Origin of the sequence: Niallia sp. FSL W8-0177 (assembly GCF_038006285.1) — a bacterium.
In the GTDB taxonomy this organism is placed as follows: domain Bacteria; phylum Bacillota; class Bacilli; order Bacillales; family Cytobacillaceae; genus Niallia; species Niallia circulans_A.
Genome location: NZ_JBBOUX010000001.1, coordinates 47,486 through 65,262 on the forward strand (window position 1 = coordinate 47,486; position 17,777 = coordinate 65,262).

The window sequence follows — 17,777 nt, forward strand, 5'->3', positions numbered from 1 at the left end:
TATGTCGATGATAGTCTCACTAATGGTAAGGTGAGGAGAAAAATGGGGATATTATATTTTTGCTGCGGAGTAATGATAGGTATTTTCTTTTGGAAAAAAAATGATAAGCGTAAATATAATAAGTGGAAAGCGAAAGTAGAAAAAGAAGACATTATGTTTCGACTAGTGGAAAGCTCAAAGGACATCGTTTATCGATATGAAGTGAAACCGCAAATGAGACATTCGTATATTAGTCCTTCCGCCGATGCTGTATTAGGAGATGGCATGGTCAAGGAATTTTATCGGAATCCGTATGCCCCTTTAGAAATGATTTATCCCGATGATTATCACATTATGTACAAAAAACTTCATGGTGCAATTGATTATAGTCAGCCATTGGTTCAACGAATGAGATGTTCAGACGGTTCTTATAAATGGTTTGAGGAATATGCGACGCCTATTTATGAGCATGGAGAGCTTGTAGCGATTCATGGAATCATTCGTAATATCGACGAGAAAGTAAGACTACGAGAGAATTTAGAGCATCAGCTGATCCATGATGCATTGACAGAAGTATATAATCGCTTTTACTTTGAACAAAAGATGGAAGAATTTGATACGAAAATAGATGAAGTAATTGCCATTATCCTATGTGATTTAGATGAACTAAAACAAGTTAATGATAAGTACGGTCATAAACAAGGCGATGATTTAATTAAAGCAGCTGGAAAATTATTAAATACTTTTTCTTCTCCTTATATTACGGTCTCGAGAATCGGCGGGGATGAATTTGTCTTGTTAATTCAAGGAATGCAGCAAGAAGAAATAGAAGAGTTATATAAGAGGATGACGATGGGATTAAGCGATAAGGGAAAATGCGTAGAAGAAAACATGGTGAGAATGTCGATTGGCTACGCATTTGGTCAAAGCTCTCTTGGAAGAATGACAGCCTTATTTACAGAAGCAGATAATCATATGTATCAAAATAAAGTTCAGAAGAAAAAGAAAAATCAAAATAAAGTATTGGCAGAATAACTTGTTTTGCAGCACAGGGAAGACAGCTTTCAACTAAAGGAAGCTGTTTTCTTTATATAGAATTGTTTTTTGCAAAGTGTTATTGCATGTTCTTCACGGTGAAAAGGGTATAATAGAAATATCAAAAAGGAATGGAAGGGAGCTAATATGAGTAATAAAGAGACAAAAACAGATGTTGGCTGGAATTTTGATAATAGTTATGCTCGTCTTCCCGAAACATTTTATTCTAAGATGACAGTAAATCCAGTCAGTTCCCCAAGTTTAGTGAAGCTTAATGAGGATTTGGCTAAGACACTTGGATTAAATGGGGAGCAATTGCAGCGCCCTGAGATAATACAAGTATTAAGCGGGAATGAGGTTCCAGAAGGAGGCTTTCCTCTTGCGCAAGCATATGCAGGCCATCAATTTGGCCACCCGACCATGCTAGGCGATGGAAGGGCGATGTTAATTGGAGAGCAGATTACCCCATCAGGCGAACGATTCGATATCCAATTAAAAGGCTCTGGCCGAACTCCCTATTCGCGCGGTGGCGACGGAAGAGCAGCGCTTAAGCCGATGCTAAGGGAGTATATCATTAGTGAAGCGATGCATGGACTAGGGATTCCGACTACTAGAAGCTTAGCGGTTGTTGATACAGGTGAGAAGATTGTCCGGGAAACGAGTTTGCCAGGAGCGATTTTAACAAGAGTGGCAGCAAGCCATCTTCGCGTAGGAACATTTCAATATGCAGCTGCTCTTGAGTCAAAGCAGGATCTTAAAGCACTTGCGGATTATGCTATGGAACGGCATTTCCCAACAATTAAGAAAGATGGGAATCCGTATGTTGAAATGTTTAGAGAAGTAATGAAGCGGCAGGCTGCATTAATTGCTAAATGGCAATTAGTTGGTTTTATCCATGGTGTTATGAACACAGATAATATGACGATTAGTGGCGAGACGATTGACTATGGACCATGTGCGTTTATGGATAGCTTCCATTTAGATACTGTTTTTAGCTCGATTGATGTTCAAGGTCGGTATGCCTATGGAAATCAGCCGAAAATAGCGGGATGGAATCTGGCTAGGTTTGCAGAAAGCCTGTTGCCATTATTCCATGATGATACGGAAAAAGCAGTGGAACTTGCGCAAGCACAATTAGATCAATTTAATCCTTTATATCAGCAGCATTGGCTTGATGGAATGAGAGGAAAATTAGGATTAGTGGCAGCGGAAGAAGAAAAAGATGCTAAGCTAATAGAGAAGCTCCTTGGCATTATGCAAAATAATCGGGCGGACTATACAGATACTTTCCGTGCTTTAACGATAGGGGAAGTAGAACGAATAGAACTAAATAAAAATCAAGCATTTAGCGAATGGCATAAAGCTTGGAAGGAAAGAATTGCAGGACAAGAAGGGGGAGAAGTGGCTGCTCGTGAACGAATGAAAAAACATAATCCGGTCGTAATCCCTCGCAATCATCGTGTCGAAGCAGCACTTGATGCTGCAGAAGGCGGAGATTTAAGTGTAATGGAGGAATTATTACAAATGCTATCTAACCCCTATGCATATACACAAGCACAAATGGAGTACGGCATAGCTCCAGTGAAGATTAACCCTGCTTATAAAACGTATTGCGGAACATGATGATTTTAATAGGGCATAGATAACAATCGAAGGTTCCTTGTTTCTTTTTAGAAACGAGGAACTTTTTTTATTATTTTCGAGTAAATGTTTACATCTCTGTCATCTATAAACAAAGTGTGAAAATGAAACTTTTTAAACGTTCAATCAGTATATGTATATAACGGAAATTTTTCACGGCAGCAGAGCAGCGAGTGGATAAATAAGGTATGATTAGTATAAGAAGAGATAAAAATTGAGGTGATTTACTTGATCCTTCATTATAAATGCCCAAATTGTGGGGGAGATATGAGCTTTAATGCAGATACAGGCAGTTTATCTTGCCCTAGCTGTGGAAATGAAGAGAATATTGAGAGCTATCCAGAAAATTTAATGACCGCTTCTTTTGAAGAGAATGAGGTGAAGGAATACCATTGTGACAACTGCGGGGCAGTATTACTAACAGAAGCAGACACAACGGCAACAAATTGTAGCTTTTGCGGTGCAGGCGTTGTTATTGCTGACCGCTTGGCAGGAGCGCTTGCTCCTAAGAAAGTGATCCCTTTTACAATCAGTAAAGAAGAAGCTATGGCGGCTTTTCAAAAATGGTGCAGAAAGGGACTATTGACTCCAAAGGGATTTATGAATGCAGACAGGATAAAAAGTATTACTGGTATGTATGTACCATTCTGGCTTTATGATTTAAACAGTGATGTTGATGTAACTGCCCTTTGCACAAAGGTCCGGACGTATACAAGCGGTGATTATATCTATACGGAAACGAAGTATTATGAAGCATATCGAAAGATAAATTTAGATTATACGAAAATTCCAGTTGATGCTTCTGAAAAAATGAAAGATGAATTAATGGATAAATTGGAACCTTTTCCATATGAGCAGTTAAAAGATTTTAAAACACCTTATCTAGCTGGCTTTATTTCTGAAAAATATAATTATACGGATGCGGAATTATTGCCGCGAGCCAAAGATAAAGTGAGTGATTACATTGATTCCTTTGTACACTCTACTTTTATAGGGTATCATACGATAAATTATCGGGATAGAAATATTGATACAAAAGCGGTCCGGAGTGATTATGTCTTGCTACCTGTATGGATGGTCAGTTACGATTACGAAAGCCAAGAGCATATTTTTGCGATGAATGGGCAGACAGGAAAAGTAGTCGGGAAACCGCCGATTAGTAAAGGCAAGGTAGCGCTATGGTTTAGCGGAATTGCTTGCGGCACATTCCTTGCATTAAAAGGTATCTCCTTCTTAATGGGTGGTGGTTTCTTTTGAGAAAAATTTTAAGGAACTATAGTAGTTTACTATTTATTGCCTTGGCAATATTTACTCTGTTTTCAGGCAGTGCTGTAAGTGCAGCTTCAGAAAATCAAACGGAATATATCTTTGATGATGCCCAGCTTTTAACAGATTCTGAAAAAACAGAACTGGAAAGCTTAGCAGAGGAATTAGGCGAAGAAACCGAAACTGCCTTATTGATTCTTACGCTAGATGGTACAGATGGAAAAGATATCGAACAATATGTAGACGATTATTATGATGAAGAAGCACCAGGCTATGACCAGCCTCATGGAAATACAGCCATCTTAGCCATTGATATGGAAGAAAGAGATATCTATTTAGCAGGTTTTAAAAGAGCGGAAGATGCATTGGATAACGCGACAATTGATTATATCCGTGAAGAGATAACACCAGCTTTATCAGATGGTGAATATTTTGAAGCTTTCTCCACTTTTATGCATGAATCGGCTTATTATTTAGTGGATGACCCGGCTAATTTAGAAGATGATTATGATTATAGCGGCATAGATGAGGCTCGAAATGAATATAACGAGGAAAATAATGCAAGTGGAATGCCAGCATTTTTCTTCCATTGGGGCTTTCAGCTAATTGCCTCGCTCGTGATTGCAGGGATCATCGTGAGTATAATGGTTTTCCAATCTGGAGGAAAAGTAACCGTGAATGGCAATACGTATATGGATAACTCGAAGATTATAAATAGACATGATCGCTTTATTCGAAAAACAGTAACAAAACAAAGAAAGCCACAAAACAACTCAGGTGGCGGTGGCGGGATCACTGGCGGTGGTCACTCCCATAGTGGAAGCAGAGGAAAATTCTAAACAAATATTTACTTATTGAAAGGGGTTAAAAAAGGATGTCATTTTTTCGTAATCAATTTGCCAATGTAGTGGAATGGGAAGAATTTCGTGAAGATATGATTTTTTATAAATGGAAAAATCGTGAAATTAAAAAGGGAAGTAAATTAATTATTCGCCCAGGACAGGATGCTATCTTCTTAAATAATGGCAATATAGAAGGAGCTTTTCAAGAGGAGGGTGAGTATGATATTGAATCGCAAATTGTTCCATTTCTGTCCACTTTAAAAGGCTTTAAGTTCGGATTCAATAGTGGAATGCGAGTTGAAGTACTATTCGTCAATACTAAGGAATTTACAGTTAAATGGGGCACGAAAAATGCAATAAATATACCAGCTGCTGGGCTTCCTGGTGGAATGCCAATAAGAGCAAACGGAACCTTTCAATTTAAAGTAAAGGACTATATCGCGCTGATCGATAAAATTGCTGGGATTAAAAATCAATATTTAGTAGAAGATGTAAAAATTCGCATTATCTCTGTGCTGGATCAATTATTAATGAAGTGGATAGTCACAGCAGGTAAGGATATGTTCAATCTCCAAGCAAACTCCTTTGAAATTGCCAAAGGCATTCAAGAAGATTTAAATAGCCAGATGATGGAAAGCGGGCTTGCGATAACAGGCTTCCAGATTATGAGCTTCAGCTATCCGAAAGAAGTACAGGAAATGATTAATAAAAATGCCTCACACGGAATGGTTGGCAATATAGATAAGTACCAGCAAATCTCGATGATTGATGGCATGGCTAATGGGAAAATGTCAGGCGGGGGTGCAGCGTCTGATATGGCTGGCATGATGATGGGAATGAATATGGCTAATCAAATGATGGATAAAATGAATAAGCAAAATCAAAGCCAGGGGCAAAATCAGCAGCAAGCGCCGGCTCAACAACCAACACCAGAAGCAGCATCCCAGAATCAAGAGAAAAAACGGCCCAATTTTTGTCCGAATTGTGGAACGAAAACAGGGGAAGGCAATTTCTGCTCCAATTGTGGCCATAAATTAGTATAAAAGAGACGCAAAACGGTTTTCCATAGAGGGAAACCGTTTTGTTTTTGGGTTTATAGGTTGTTATTTTACAAACACAAAAAGCATTTTATTGACATTATATAGAAGGTGAGGTAAATTAGTTAGTATTCTAAGTAATTGAAAAGGAAGGAATGAACATGAAGGAGAGGGAGTTTGAAGTAAATTTTCAATATCTTATTCGCACCATTAATCATAAAATTAAGCTAAGTGGTGATAAAAGGTTGGAAGCGCATGGGATTACATTAGAACAGGCTCGTACTATGGGTTTCATTGATGCGCATGAGGAACAGGGGATTACGCATAAGGATTTAGAATCAAGGTTTAATCGAAAGGGTTCCTCCATCAGTAGTATCATTCATAATTTGGAAAAAAAAGATTTTATAAAACGTACAATTGATCCAAAGGATGAGCGTAGAAAGTTATTGTCTCTTTCAGAGAAAGGGAAAAAAATCGTAGGTGATTTTGAAGCTTTTTTTGCAAATGCTGAGAATATGCTGGTAGAGGGTTTTAGTGAAGAAGAGAAAAAACAGCTATTTCATTTTTTAGAACGAATGAATGTAAATGTAGACAAACAACTTTAGCAAAGTGATATCTTACAGGGGATATCACCGTATATAGTTAGAGTTCTAAGTAAATAAAAAACTAAATTGTTTTTCCTTTTCAATACATTTAGATTAAGTACGGTTCAACGAATGAGGTCTGTTTATTACAAATAAATAGTTAGATTTCTAACTAAATAAAAAAGAAAGTAGTGGGAATATGGAAAAAGAAAATCTTTATTATTTTGAAAAAGCACCAATTGCTAAAGCGGTTGCCCATTTTGCTATCCCAATGATGCTTGGTATGTCAATGACAGTAGTTTATTCGATTTTAAATGCTTATTTTATTGGCTTTTTACAGGACACTGCGATGCTTACAGCTATTACACTAGCACTTCCCGTCTTTGCTCTAATCATGGCTTTTGGAAATTTAATAGGAATGGGAGGGGGTACCTATATATCAAGGCTTCTTGGTGAAAAAAAATATTATAGAGTAAAACAAGTATCTTCGATTTCTATTTACAGTTCTATATTATTAGGTTTATTAATCATTATAATTACAGTTCCATTTATAGATTCGATTGTTTCATTATTGGGTAGTAGCCTCCATTCCTTCGATTATACAAAACAATACGTATTGATGTTAATTATTGGTTCACCGTTTATCATTTTATTTTTTACTATGGAACAATTAGTTCGATCAGAAGGTGCGGCAAATGTTTCTATGATTGGAATGATACTTAGTGTTGCCATAAATATTGTGCTTGATTTATTGTTTATTTTTGTTTTAAAGCTAGGAATTATGGGGGTCGCAGCAGCAACCATTCTCTCAAATATTATGGCTTGTATTTATTTTAGTTATTATATGGGAAAAAAGAGCAAATTCCTTACCTTATCTTTTCGAGAATTTTCATTCGAAAAAACTATCTTTAAGCATATTTTAACGATTGGGGTTCCCGTATTTTTGATGAATGTGTTTATGGGAGTTACAGCCCTATTCTTTAATCACTTTATGATGATATATGGAGATAAAGCAGTTGCTGGTTATGGAATTTCCTCAAGATTACAACAGTTTCCTGAGTTTTTCATCATGGGAGTTTGTGAGGGGGTAGTGCCGTTAATAGCTTATTCCTTTACAGCAGATAGAAAGCGGATGAAAAAAGTTTTGGCGTTTACGAGTAAGCTTATACTAGGAATGGCCGTTCTTTTTGGATTAATTATCTTTTTTACATCCAGCAACCTTATCGGTTTATTTACTAATGATATCGAATTAATTACAGTAGGAAGCTATATCTTAAAAGTAACGTTCTTATCTATGTTTTTATCTGGTTTTACATTCTTAATTATTGGCATGTTTCAGGCGACTGGTCAGGGTACTGCTGCCTTTGTTATGGCCTTTGTGCAAGGATTGGTGTTAATTCCTATTTTGTTTTTTGCTAATTTCACTTTTGGTTTTCATGGTGTCGTTTGGTCCCTGTTTATAGCAGATAGTATTACATTCATAGTAGCCGCAGCTATATTATATGTATTAAGAAATAAATTAAATAGTCCTTCTGTGGAAGAGTTGCTGCAAGGAGAATAATACGCCAAAATAATGGATTCTTGCTTAGGAAAACAAAAATGCAATATTGCTGTAATAGGAGAAGAAACACTAATTCCTCTAGTCTCAGCAATATTGCAGAGATAGTGTCTATTTATGTAAGCTATAAGGGGAACGAGAGAAATTTAGTCTTTTTCGGTTTACAATCAATAAATTATAAAGTAGTATGTAAGAGGTTTAAAGATTACAAGCAAGGAGTTGAATTTTTATGAGTACTCGAAAGTGTATGGAACCTGAACCAGAACCCACGGCCATGAAAGAGGAAGTCATATATAGCCCTTCCTTTAGAAGTTTGAATACTGATAAAGATTCAACTTTATTTGGCAGAGAATGTTGACTTCCTCTACAACAAGAGGAGGTAAAAGCATGAGAAAAATTTATATTTCAAATGAAGATGGAATGTTGCAGGAAACAGATAAAGTAGTCAATGGCTGCTGGATCAATTTAATAGCACCAACAGAGCAGGAGATAACAGAAATTGCAACAGGTTTAGATATTCCATTAGCGTTTATGAAAGATCCATTGGATGAAGAAGAGCGTTCAAGAATTGAAAAAGATGGGGAGAATATATTGATCATTGTCAATCTTCCGCTCGTTTCGTTTGATGAAAAAAAGACACAAATTTATGACACCATTCCATTAGGAATGATTATTGCCAAGAATTGCTTTATTACTGTTTGCTTAAAGGATAATCCTATTTTTCAACAATTTTCTGAAGGAAGAATGAAGAGCTTTTTTACGTACAAAAAAACTCGTTTTTCCTTGCAAATACTGTATAGTATGGCGACAGCTTATTTAAAATATTTAAAGCAAATCAGCAAGAAGACAGATAGCATTGAAAAAGAGCTGCAGCAGTCCATGAAAAATAAAGAGCTTTTCTCTTTGCTTAACATCGAAAAAAGTTTAGTGTACTTTACGACTTCTTTAAAATCGAATAATATTGTTATGCAAAAAATGCTTAAAAGTAATTATTTGAAAATGTATGAAGATGATCAAGAATTGTTAGAGGATGTTATCATTGAGAATCAGCAAGCAATTGAGATGGCCGAAACCCATATGTCGATTTTAAGTGGAATGATGGATGCCTTTGCTTCAGTTATTTCCAATAATGTTAATATGGTCATGAAGTTTCTCACATCCTTCACGATTATTTTATCCTTACCAACAATGGTTGCGAGCTTTTACGGCATGAATGTGCATATTCCATTTCAGGATATGTCCTATTCTTTCACCATTGCGATTATGATTTCCTTCCTATTATCAGGAATAACAGCTCTAGTCTTTTGGAAAAAGAAATTCTTTTGATAATGTACAGCTCCTCCTTATGATAGGGAGGAGCTTCTTTAATAAAATGCTCGAAACTCTTTTGGTGTGAAGCCTGTTTCCTTTTTAAAGGTGGCAACAAAATGACTGGTGTCATTGAAGCCAGTTAAGAACGTAATGTCCTTGATTTTTATTTCTCTATTGGTAACTAAGATTTCTTTTGCCTTTTTTATTCTGTATGCAAGGATATATTGATAGATAGAAACACCGACAAATCGTCTAAAAAGCTTATTCAAGTATTGTGGGGAGATATAGAGTCTCTTTGCGATATCGCCAATATCACATTTCTCTACATAGTTTGTTTCAATCCATTGGATACTCGGCCAAATATATTGCTGATATAAATCATTAGTATGGACGGTTCTATGTAAGCCATGGTCTCGTATATTTAATAAAAAGGTATACACATCAATGGAAAGCTGCTGCTGTCTATTTTGGTTTTCGTTTTTTATATGGGACAACATTTTTCTCGTCCAATTACTGTAAGAGAAATCTTGGCAATCGTTGGCAAGATAGTATGGAGCAGTTCCAAGGATATCTGCTATATTTGGAGAAAAAGTACCGTTAATCGTTAAAAAATTTGTTTGCCAGCCCTTGGCCGAAATGGCCTGATAGTAATGTGAAACAAATGGTGTAATCAGAATTCCTTCCGAAGGTCTTAAGCGGATCTTTTCATTTTCAATGGTGACCTCCCCTAACCCCTCTTCCGTTTGTAACCAATGGTAATACGGATAGCCATCCGCTCGCATAATCATTTCTTGCTCCCACTGATAGCCGATGCTTTCGATGGAAAAGGGATTAGAACCATCTAATAAATTAAAATGTACTTCCATTTATGTATCCCCTTACATTAGTTTCATATTTTTATATAAACTAGTTACTCTTATTATACTTTTTCTTTATTTGCCTATCTATAATGAATGTATAAAAAAAGTGGAGGGATGAAGATGGCGAAAAAATTCTTTAATCGTATTTTATATGGAGGAGATTATAATCCGAATCAATGGCCAAAAGAGATTTGGGAAGAGGATATGCGGATATTTAAAAAGGCGGGGATTAATTCAGCGACGATTAATGTTTTTTCATGGGCAAAAATTCAACCTTCTGAAGATGAATACTACTTTGAGGAGCTAGATGACATAGTTGAAATGCTAAGCCGGGATAAGTATGATATCATCCTGGCCACGTCAACAGCTTCGTTACCAGCATGGATGGTAAAAAAATATCCAGAAGTAGCACGAACTGATTATGAGGGCAGACACCATAAATTTGGACAGAGACATAATGCCTGCCCAAACAGTCTCGTTTACCAAAAGTATGCAAGTAAACTAGCGGGGAAATTAGCAGAAAGATACGGAAATAATCCATATGTTACTTGTTGGCATATTAACAATGAATATGGCGGCGAGTGTTACTGTGAAAACTGTGAAAAGGCATTTCGAGTGTGGCTGAAAAAACGATATCAAACGATTGAAGCATTGAACCAAGCATGGAATTTGGAATTTTGGGGTCATACCATCTATGAGTGGGATGAAATCGTTCTTCCGAATGCATTAAGTGAAGGGATTGGCAGTGATAAAACCGCATTTGCAGGAATATCTATCGATTACCGCCGCTTTAATTCCGATAGTATGCTGGAAAATTACAAGATGGAACGGGATGCTATACGAAGATATGACGCCGATACGCCTATCACCACAAATTTAATGGGCACTTATAAAAATTTAGATTACTTTAAATGGGCAAAAGAAATGGATCTCGTTTCATGGGATAATTATCCAAGCTATAATACACCATTGAGCTACACAGCGATGTGTCATGATTTAATGCGCGGACTTAAAGATGGGCAGCCGTTTATGTTAATGGAACAAACTCCTAGCCAGCAAAACTGGCAGCCTTATAATTCCTTAAAGCGACCTGGGAAAATGCGGGCACAAAGTTACCAAACGATAGCACATGGAGCAGATACGATTCAATTTTTCCAGCTGCGCCGTTCCGTCGGAGCATGCGAGAAATTTCATGGTGCTGTTATTGAGCATGTCGGCCATGAAAATACAAGAGTGTTTCGAGAGGTAAGAGAACTTGGGAATGAATTGCAGAATTTAGGGGATGAATTTTTAGGCTCTACCATTGATAGTAAGGTTGGCATCATTTTTGACTGGGAAAACTATTGGGCACTCGAGTATACGAGTGGACCAAATAAAGATTTAAAATATGTTGATCAAATTCATCAATACTATCAATATTTTTATACAAAGAATATTCCAGTTGATATGATCTCGGTTGATAGTGACCTCTCTAAGTATGACATGGTCGTTGCCCCAGTTCTTTATATGATGAAAGCAGAACTGGCAGAGCGAATCACTGCATTTGTGGAAAATGGCGGACATTTTGTTACTACTTTTATGAGCGGAATTGTTAATGAATCAGATAATGTCTACCTTGGCGGGTACCCAGGACCATTAAGAGAAATAGCAGGAATCTGGGTCGAGGAAATTGACGCATTAGCCCCAGAACAAAAAAACGGGGTTGAATTTGCGGATGGAAATATCTATACCTGTCAGCTGCTATGTGACATTATTCATCTAGAAGGAGCAGAGACCGTCGCTGCTTATAAAAAAGATTTTTACGGAAATACACCGGCTATTACAAAAAACACTTATGGAAAAGGGACTGTTTGGTATGTTGGTACACAAGTAGAACAGACTGGTCTTACTCATTTATTGAACCAAGTGATAGAGGGAACAGAGGCAAAGCCAATTTGTTCAAATGGAGAGGGTTTAGAAATTACGAAAAGAGATACAGACAAAGCTTCGTTTTATTTTGTCATTAACCAACAGGTAAACAAGCAGCAATTACCGGAAGAGCTGGTTGGTAAGGTTAATCTACTAACTGGAGAAGTGGTGAAGGAAGCTGTGGAATTAAAGCAATTTGATGTACTTATATTGAAATAAAAATTACGTGGAGTTTGGCTACATCGAATAAGTCGATGTAGCTTTTTTAAAAGATAAGAAAGTATAAAAATTTGGGTCTACCACAGTCATTTAAGCTGTGGTATTTTCATTTTATGGAGACCAATATATTGAGAAGAATATTTTTTGATAAACACCAACATTGGGAAGCTTTCAAAAGAAAACACGGTGCTAAAATCCGCCCTATCGTAATTAAGGAGGTTGAGAAATTTCGAGATTGTGGGGATATCAAAAATGGATTTAAGTTATTTGTGTGTGAAGGTTGTCATGATGTGCGAAAGGTTCCTTACCGATGTAAAGGTCGATTTTGTACCACGTGCTCTGTTGGAGAAAGTGAAGAATGGAGTAGGTTACTTACTGAAGATGTTCTTCAGGTTAATCATCGGCACGTAATTTTTACGATTGATGAAGGACTAAGAGATGTATTTCTCCTTCACCGACATCTATTAAAAGATTTAATGGATGCTTCTGCAAGACTACTTACTGACTTCTTCAAAAAGAAAGCAAAGGTAACACCTGGGATTATTGCTGGACTCCACACTTTTGGTTCAAGGGTCAACTTCAATCCTCACGTACATATGTTAGTTACAATGGGTGGATTAACAGAAAAAGGAGAATGGAAGCAGTATGATTTCTTGCCATTTACGATGCTTCGTAAACAATGGCAAACGGTCGTATTAAAATTAATTAGAAACGGAGTTTCACCAAGAGAAAAGAAAAGAATCCAACCAAGACTTCAAAAGGCGTTCACCAATAATGGCGAAGGCTTCTATGTGTATGCACCTAAACAGAGGGGAAAAATAAAAGAACAACTTCGTTATATTGGCCGTTATATTCGTCGACCAGCGATTGGAATCAATCGGATTGAGGCATATGATGGGCAATTCGTTACGTTCAAATATAAGGATAAAACTGACGGAAAAGACAAATCCGAAACCGTAAGTGTCGAAGAATTTATTTCACGTTTAATTCGCCATATCCCAGACGAGCAATTTAAAACTATTCGGCATTACGGTATGTATTCAAGAAGATCAAAAAACTTGTGTAAAAAAGTGTTGAGTACTTGGCAACAAAAAGCAAGACGTTGGGTTGTAAAAGTTAAGAAAACCTTACGTCGCCAGACGTGGCGTGAAAGAATAGTAGCCAGTGGCAAGAAAGACCCTCTCGTTTGTCAGAGGTGTGAATGTTACTATGAATACAAGGGAGAAGTCTGCCTTGAAAATGGTAAATTAGAAATAAAGGTAGCCTTATGCAAAACTACAAGAGCTTATTTAGAAAGGATGATTAACGATCTCACCGGTATCAAAAACCCGCAAAAAGGGAAAGAAAAAGAAGAAAAACATAAGCCTAAACCAGTCCAAGCAACAGAGCGTCAGCTATGTTTGTTTGGCGTGTCATGAGAAAGAAGAGATTCCTATTAACGTGGTAAGGGATTTCGATTTAATGGATGATGGAGATCCGACAACTCCTCCTATGTTTGCATGTGAAAAATGTGGGGGTGAAATGTATCCTGAGTATTATAAAGGGGTACATGGCATAGAGTACAAATTATCGGATATTCTCTAACCATGAAAAGGACCGGGCTATGCCCGGTTTTTCTTATTTGGGAGTATGGAGGAAGGCGGATGAGATTTGCTGCTAGATGAAGGGGCGGGCGAGATGATGTTGATGGATGGGATGAAAATCACAATTTGTGAGAGAGAAGGGAAAAGAGGCGTTCATGGAGAGGATGAAAGCCGAAATTTAGGAAGGAAGAGAGAAAAGAGGTGTTCATGAAGAGAGTGAAAGCCACAATCCGGGGAGGCTGAGGAAAAAATGGTGTTCATCAAGTGGATGAACACCACAATCCAGAAAGATCGAGGGAAAAGAGGCGTTCACGGAGAGGATGAAAGCCGAAATTTAGGAAGGAAGAGAGAAAAGAGGCGTTCACGGAGAGGATGAAAGCCATAATCCGGGGAGGCTGAGGGAAAAGAGGCGTTCACGGAGAGGATGAAAGCCGAAATTTAGGAAGGAAGAGAGAAAAGAGGTGTTCATGAAGAGGATGAAAGCCACAATCCGGGGAGGCTGAGGAAAAAATGGTGTTCATCAAGAGGATGAAAGCCACAATCCAGGGAGGCTGAGGGAAAAGAGGCGTTCACGGAGAGGATGAAAGCCGAAATTTAGGAAGGAAGAGAGAAAAGAGGTGTTCATGAAGAGGATGAAAACCACAATCCGGGGAGGCCGAGGGAAAAGAGGCGTTCATCAAGAGGATGAAAGCCACAATCCAGGGAGGCTGAGGGAAAAGAGGCGTTCATGGAGAGGATGAAAGCCGAAATTTAGGAAGGAAGAGAGAAAAGAGGTGTTCATGAAGAGAGTGAAAGCCACAATCCGGGGAGGCTGAGGAAAAAATGGTGTTCATCAAGTGGATGAACACCACAATCCAGAAAGATCGAGGGAAAAGAGGTGTTCATGAAGAGAATGAAAGCCATAATCCGGGGAGGCTGAGTAAAAGAGGCGTTCATCAAGGGAATGAACACCACAATCCAGGAAGACCGAGGGAAAAGAGGTGTTCATGAAGAGGATGAAAGCCACAATCCAGGAAGACCGAGAGAAAAGAGGTGTTCATGAAGAGGATGAAAGCCACAATCCGGGGAGGCTGAGGGAAAAATGGTGTTCATCAAGAGGATGAAAGCCACAATCCAGGGAGGCTGAGGGAAAAGAGGTGTTCATCAAGCAAATGAACACCAACAATCTCAGGACTAAACAAAAAAATGGTGTTCATTAAAAGAAGATTTAAAACAAAAAGAAAAGGTGCTTTTCTTCAAACACCTTTTCTTTAGACGTAAAGTTTTATTCTATTAATTTGTACGACTTTTATCGAATCGACTACACGGGATTACTATAATACGTAATGAAATTTATATCTTGATCGTAATTTCCAAACCCTTTTCCGAATAAAGTAACGCCGCCAAGATTTTCTGCATCTTCTTTTACTGCTACTTTTAAATCCCACATTCCACTTTGTTCTTCGCGAAACTGATCAATAGTAGTATCGGATAATTTTTTGCCATCAGCATAAACCCCGTGCTTGGTGATGCGAATAGTAAGCAAGATACCGTATTGGTTGGTTTCATTTGGCCACCAATCGGGGGTAAAACGGCCTCTTGTGTCAGAGAAGTCTCCTGGACTAGTCCACGTACACAGTTCTTTACCATTTAAAGAAAATGTAATATCAGAAGGCCAGACATTATTCGAATAAGGAAATTCAGAAGAAGCTTCCAAGACAATATCAATCATCTCTAGTCTATCTTTTTCTTTCAGAATAGAAGGAATGCGATATTCAATAAATCCTTTCGTGAACCACAGGATAGCTGCCTGATTTTTTTCTGGATCCATAAAGTATTTAGGATCATCGTATTCGCCAATAGCTTTAGCGGTAGTCGCCAGGCCGCAGGTTGGGTAAACTTCAAAATTAAAATAGTGACCAACTGGAATTGCCTGTTTATAGGTTTCAAAAGCAGAGTAAATCTTTTGAGGAAATTGTATTTCGATTCGATCTACTTTTAAGATAGCAATTTTTTGCAGACCAGATTTGCCAGGGATTGTTTCGGTTTTTACTAAACCTGCATCACTCATTTTTGTAATATGTCTACTGACTATGGCACTGCTTATATTCAATTCTTTTGCGAGCTCGCCAATATTCATTTTTTTCTTGGATAATAATTTAATAATGTTTATTCGTGTAGGGCTGGATAGAACCTCGTACACAGGGATAGAATTTTCCGATATATCTAATTGCATCTTTGGTACCCCCTTTATTACTATTATATTACTACAAGAATAAGTTAATAGCAAAATCAAATATTATATATAACTAATTAGTTAATTAAAAATAATGATATTATCATAATAGTATACCAGTAAGTTATTGACAACGCTTTCTTATTGTATTATATTTTAGTCATGAGTTTATCTTTTTAACTATGTAACTAGCAATAGTAGAAAGGAGGATATTATACATAGAATTGTGAACAACTTAGTAATTTGTTATTGTTTTTCCAAAAATTAAAAATGGAGGAATCACAACATGCAAGTGAAATTATTAGTAGATAAACAAGGACCAACAATAAGTAAATATATTTATGGACAATTTGCAGAACATCTAGGACGGTGCATTTATGAAGGTGTTTGGGTTGGTACCGACTCTGATATTCCAAATGAAAATGGAATTCGTAAAGATGTTGTAAATGCATTAAAAGAGATTCAAATTCCTGTAGTTCGGTGGCCAGGTGGTTGTTTTGCTGATGAATATCATTGGAAAGACGGGATTGGACCAATAGAGAATAGAAGTACAATAGTGAATACACATTGGGGTGGAGTAACAGAAAATAACCACTTTGGTACCCATGAATTCTTTGAATTGGTCCGCCAATTAGATTGTGAAGCTTATATTAATGGAAATGTAGGAAGCGGGACAGTTCAAGAAATGCAAGAATGGGTAGAATATATGACCATGAATGGCGAATCTCCAATGGCAAATCTCCGCCGGCAAAATGGCCAGGAGGAAGCATGGAAAGTAGAATTTTTTGGTGTTGGTAATGAATCCTGGGGCTGTGGCGGAAATATGCGTCCAGAATATTATGCGGACCTTTACCGGAGATATCAGACCTATGTTCGGAAATATGGAGAGCATAATATCTACAAAATTGCCTGTGGGGCAAGTGTAGATGACTATAATTGGACAGAAGTATTAATGAAAAATGCAGCAAGGTTTATGGATGGAATTAGCCTCCACCATTACTCCATTCCAACAAGAGTATGGGAGGATAAAGGCGATGCTATAAATTTCCCAGAAGAACAGTGGTATTCTGTATTAGAGCATGCTCAGTACATGGACGAATTGATTACCAAACACAGTACAATAATGGATAAATATGATCCAGAAAAACGTGTTGGTTTAATTGTAGACGAGTGGGGAGCTTGGTATAACGTAGAACCTGGTACAAATCCTGGCTTCTTATATCAGCAAAACACTATTCGTGATGCTATGCTTGCGGCAATTACATTAAATATTTTCCATAAGCATGCAGACCGAGTTCATATGGCGAATATTGCACAGATGGTGAACGTTTTGCAAGCAATGCTATTAACAGAAGGGGAGAAAATGATCAAAACCCCTACTTATCATGTTTTTGATTTGTATAAACATCATCAGGATGCAGAGTTAGTTGATTCCTATGGGGATGAAAGTAATCATGTAACATATACAGCTTCTAAGAAGGATGGAAAATTAACGGTTTCACTATGTAACTATGATTTAACGGAAACGAGAGAAATTACCCTTTCCAGAGAAGAAGGGGAGTTTGAAATAGTGGAAGCAGAATATATTACGGCAGATGCAATGAATGCTCATAATACATTTGAAGAACCAGAGGCTGTAGCAAAAAAAGAGTTTACTAGCTATATAGTTGAGAAAGGAACATTAAAGGTTACTTTACCACCTAGGAGTGTTGCAAGCATCGTAACAAAGGAAAACTGAG

Annotated in this window: 16 protein-coding genes; 14 read left to right on the top strand and 2 right to left on the bottom strand. The window is 37.4% G+C overall.

Annotated features, from left to right (window positions below; all coding sequences use genetic code 11):
• Nucleotides 1–42: 42 nt before the first annotated feature.
• From NST77_RS00220 to NST77_RS00255, 8 genes are all read left to right on the top strand, one after another.
• Nucleotides 43–1,014: a sensor domain-containing diguanylate cyclase gene (locus NST77_RS00220; protein ID WP_053215639.1), complete on the top strand. Its 972-nt coding sequence runs from the start codon at nt 43–45 to the stop codon at nt 1,012–1,014.
• 147 nt (nt 1,015–1,161) lie between these two features.
• Nucleotides 1,162–2,637: a protein adenylyltransferase SelO gene (locus NST77_RS00225; RefSeq protein WP_061800608.1), complete on the top strand. Its 1,476-nt coding sequence runs from the start codon at nt 1,162–1,164 to the stop codon at nt 2,635–2,637.
• 246 nt (nt 2,638–2,883) lie between these two features.
• Nucleotides 2,884–3,912 carry a TFIIB-type zinc ribbon-containing protein gene (locus NST77_RS00230; protein WP_047941645.1) on the top strand — a complete coding sequence of 343 codons (1,029 nt, stop codon included), beginning with the start codon at nt 2,884–2,886 and terminating at the stop codon, nt 3,910–3,912.
• Complete coding sequence (locus NST77_RS00235) at nt 3,909–4,760, top strand: TPM domain-containing protein (protein ID WP_053215638.1); 852 nt, start codon at nt 3,909–3,911, stop codon at nt 4,758–4,760. The genes NST77_RS00230 and NST77_RS00235 overlap by 4 nt, the downstream gene beginning before the upstream one ends.
• Before the next feature lie 35 nt (nt 4,761–4,795).
• Nucleotides 4,796–5,806 carry an SPFH domain-containing protein gene (locus tag NST77_RS00240; protein ID WP_047941644.1) on the top strand — a complete coding sequence of 337 codons (1,011 nt, stop codon included), beginning with the start codon at nt 4,796–4,798 and terminating at the stop codon, nt 5,804–5,806.
• A 155-nt stretch (nt 5,807–5,961) separates the two neighbouring features.
• Nucleotides 5,962–6,405 carry a MarR family winged helix-turn-helix transcriptional regulator gene (locus NST77_RS00245; RefSeq protein WP_047941643.1) on the top strand — a complete coding sequence of 148 codons (444 nt, stop codon included), beginning with the start codon at nt 5,962–5,964 and terminating at the stop codon, nt 6,403–6,405.
• Nucleotides 6,406–6,583: 178 nt separating this feature from the next.
• Nucleotides 6,584–7,945: an MATE family efflux transporter gene (locus tag NST77_RS00250; protein ID WP_061800610.1), complete on the top strand. Its 1,362-nt coding sequence runs from the start codon at nt 6,584–6,586 to the stop codon at nt 7,943–7,945.
• Nucleotides 7,946–8,329: 384 nt separating this feature from the next.
• Nucleotides 8,330–9,268 (top strand): magnesium transporter CorA family protein, encoded by a 939-nt coding sequence (locus tag NST77_RS00255; protein WP_095330903.1) that lies wholly within the window; start codon nt 8,330–8,332, stop codon nt 9,266–9,268.
• Between the two features lie 38 nt (nt 9,269–9,306).
• Here NST77_RS00255 and NST77_RS00260 read toward each other — a convergent pair whose 3' ends face one another.
• A complete protein-coding gene (locus tag NST77_RS00260; protein ID WP_123258938.1) occupies nt 9,307–10,119 on the bottom strand; it encodes an AraC family transcriptional regulator in 813 nt (270 codons plus the stop codon).
• A 114-nt stretch (nt 10,120–10,233) separates the two neighbouring features.
• On the opposite strand from NST77_RS00260, the gene NST77_RS00265 reads away from it, so the two are divergent.
• The 5 genes from NST77_RS00265 to NST77_RS00285 all read left to right on the top strand — a co-directional run bounded on the left by NST77_RS00265 (nt 10,234) and on the right by NST77_RS00285 (nt 14,813).
• Nucleotides 10,234–12,240: a beta-galactosidase gene (locus tag NST77_RS00265; RefSeq protein WP_341122621.1), complete on the top strand. Its 2,007-nt coding sequence runs from the start codon at nt 10,234–10,236 to the stop codon at nt 12,238–12,240.
• Nucleotides 12,241–12,353: 113 nt separating this feature from the next.
• The gene (locus NST77_RS00270; protein WP_083967595.1) at nt 12,354–13,658 is read left to right on the top strand and encodes an IS91 family transposase; all 1,305 of its coding nucleotides are present in this window, start codon (nt 12,354–12,356) and stop codon (nt 13,656–13,658) included.
• A gap of 22 nt (nt 13,659–13,680) precedes the next feature.
• On the top strand, nt 13,681–13,824 hold the full coding sequence (locus tag NST77_RS00275) for a hypothetical protein (protein WP_341122616.1): 144 nt from the start codon (nt 13,681–13,683) through the stop codon (nt 13,822–13,824).
• Nucleotides 13,825–13,890: 66 nt separating this feature from the next.
• On the top strand, nt 13,891–14,034 hold the full coding sequence (locus tag NST77_RS00280; RefSeq protein WP_341122622.1) for a hypothetical protein: 144 nt from the start codon (nt 13,891–13,893) through the stop codon (nt 14,032–14,034).
• A 629-nt stretch (nt 14,035–14,663) separates the two neighbouring features.
• Nucleotides 14,664–14,813 (top strand): hypothetical protein, encoded by a 150-nt coding sequence (locus tag NST77_RS00285; RefSeq protein WP_341122623.1) that lies wholly within the window; start codon nt 14,664–14,666, stop codon nt 14,811–14,813.
• Nucleotides 14,814–15,123: 310 nt separating this feature from the next.
• Here the strand turns inward: NST77_RS00285 and NST77_RS00290 are convergent, their stop codons facing one another.
• Nucleotides 15,124–16,038, bottom strand: a complete 915-nt coding sequence (locus tag NST77_RS00290; RefSeq protein ID WP_095330909.1) for an ArsR/SmtB family transcription factor — start codon at nt 16,036–16,038, stop codon at nt 15,124–15,126.
• Nucleotides 16,039–16,324: 286 nt separating this feature from the next.
• Here NST77_RS00290 and NST77_RS00295 point away from each other — a divergent pair, with 286 nt between their 5' ends.
• Nucleotides 16,325–17,776, top strand: coding sequence for an alpha-N-arabinofuranosidase (locus tag NST77_RS00295; RefSeq protein WP_163187957.1), 1,452 nt, complete (start codon nt 16,325–16,327; stop codon nt 17,774–17,776).
• The last annotated feature ends 1 nt before the right edge of the window (nt 17,777 follow it).

What these genes read in the sequence shown, in the direction of transcription:
- NST77_RS00270 (WP_083967595.1), top strand. Translation starts at nt 12,354, where the DNA reads ATGGAGACCAATATATTGAGAAGAATATTTTTTGATAAACACCAACAT.
- NST77_RS00265 (WP_341122621.1), top strand. Translation starts at nt 10,234, where the DNA reads ATGGCGAAAAAATTCTTTAATCGTATTTTATATGGAGGAGATTATAAT.
- NST77_RS00255 (WP_095330903.1), top strand. Translation starts at nt 8,330, where the DNA reads ATGAGAAAAATTTATATTTCAAATGAAGATGGAATGTTGCAGGAAACA.
- NST77_RS00295 (WP_163187957.1), top strand. Translation starts at nt 16,325, where the DNA reads ATGCAAGTGAAATTATTAGTAGATAAACAAGGACCAACAATAAGTAAA.
- NST77_RS00290 (WP_095330909.1), bottom strand. Translation starts at nt 16,038, where the DNA reads ATGCAATTAGATATATCGGAAAATTCTATCCCTGTGTACGAGGTTCTA.
- NST77_RS00225 (WP_061800608.1), top strand. Translation starts at nt 1,162, where the DNA reads ATGAGTAATAAAGAGACAAAAACAGATGTTGGCTGGAATTTTGATAAT.
- NST77_RS00250 (WP_061800610.1), top strand. Translation starts at nt 6,584, where the DNA reads ATGGAAAAAGAAAATCTTTATTATTTTGAAAAAGCACCAATTGCTAAA.
- NST77_RS00240 (WP_047941644.1), top strand. Translation starts at nt 4,796, where the DNA reads ATGTCATTTTTTCGTAATCAATTTGCCAATGTAGTGGAATGGGAAGAA.
- NST77_RS00220 (WP_053215639.1), top strand. Translation starts at nt 43, where the DNA reads ATGGGGATATTATATTTTTGCTGCGGAGTAATGATAGGTATTTTCTTT.
- NST77_RS00285 (WP_341122623.1), top strand. Translation starts at nt 14,664, where the DNA reads ATGAACACCACAATCCAGAAAGATCGAGGGAAAAGAGGTGTTCATGAA.
- NST77_RS00245 (WP_047941643.1), top strand. Translation starts at nt 5,962, where the DNA reads ATGAAGGAGAGGGAGTTTGAAGTAAATTTTCAATATCTTATTCGCACC.
- NST77_RS00260 (WP_123258938.1), bottom strand. Translation starts at nt 10,119, where the DNA reads ATGGAAGTACATTTTAATTTATTAGATGGTTCTAATCCCTTTTCCATC.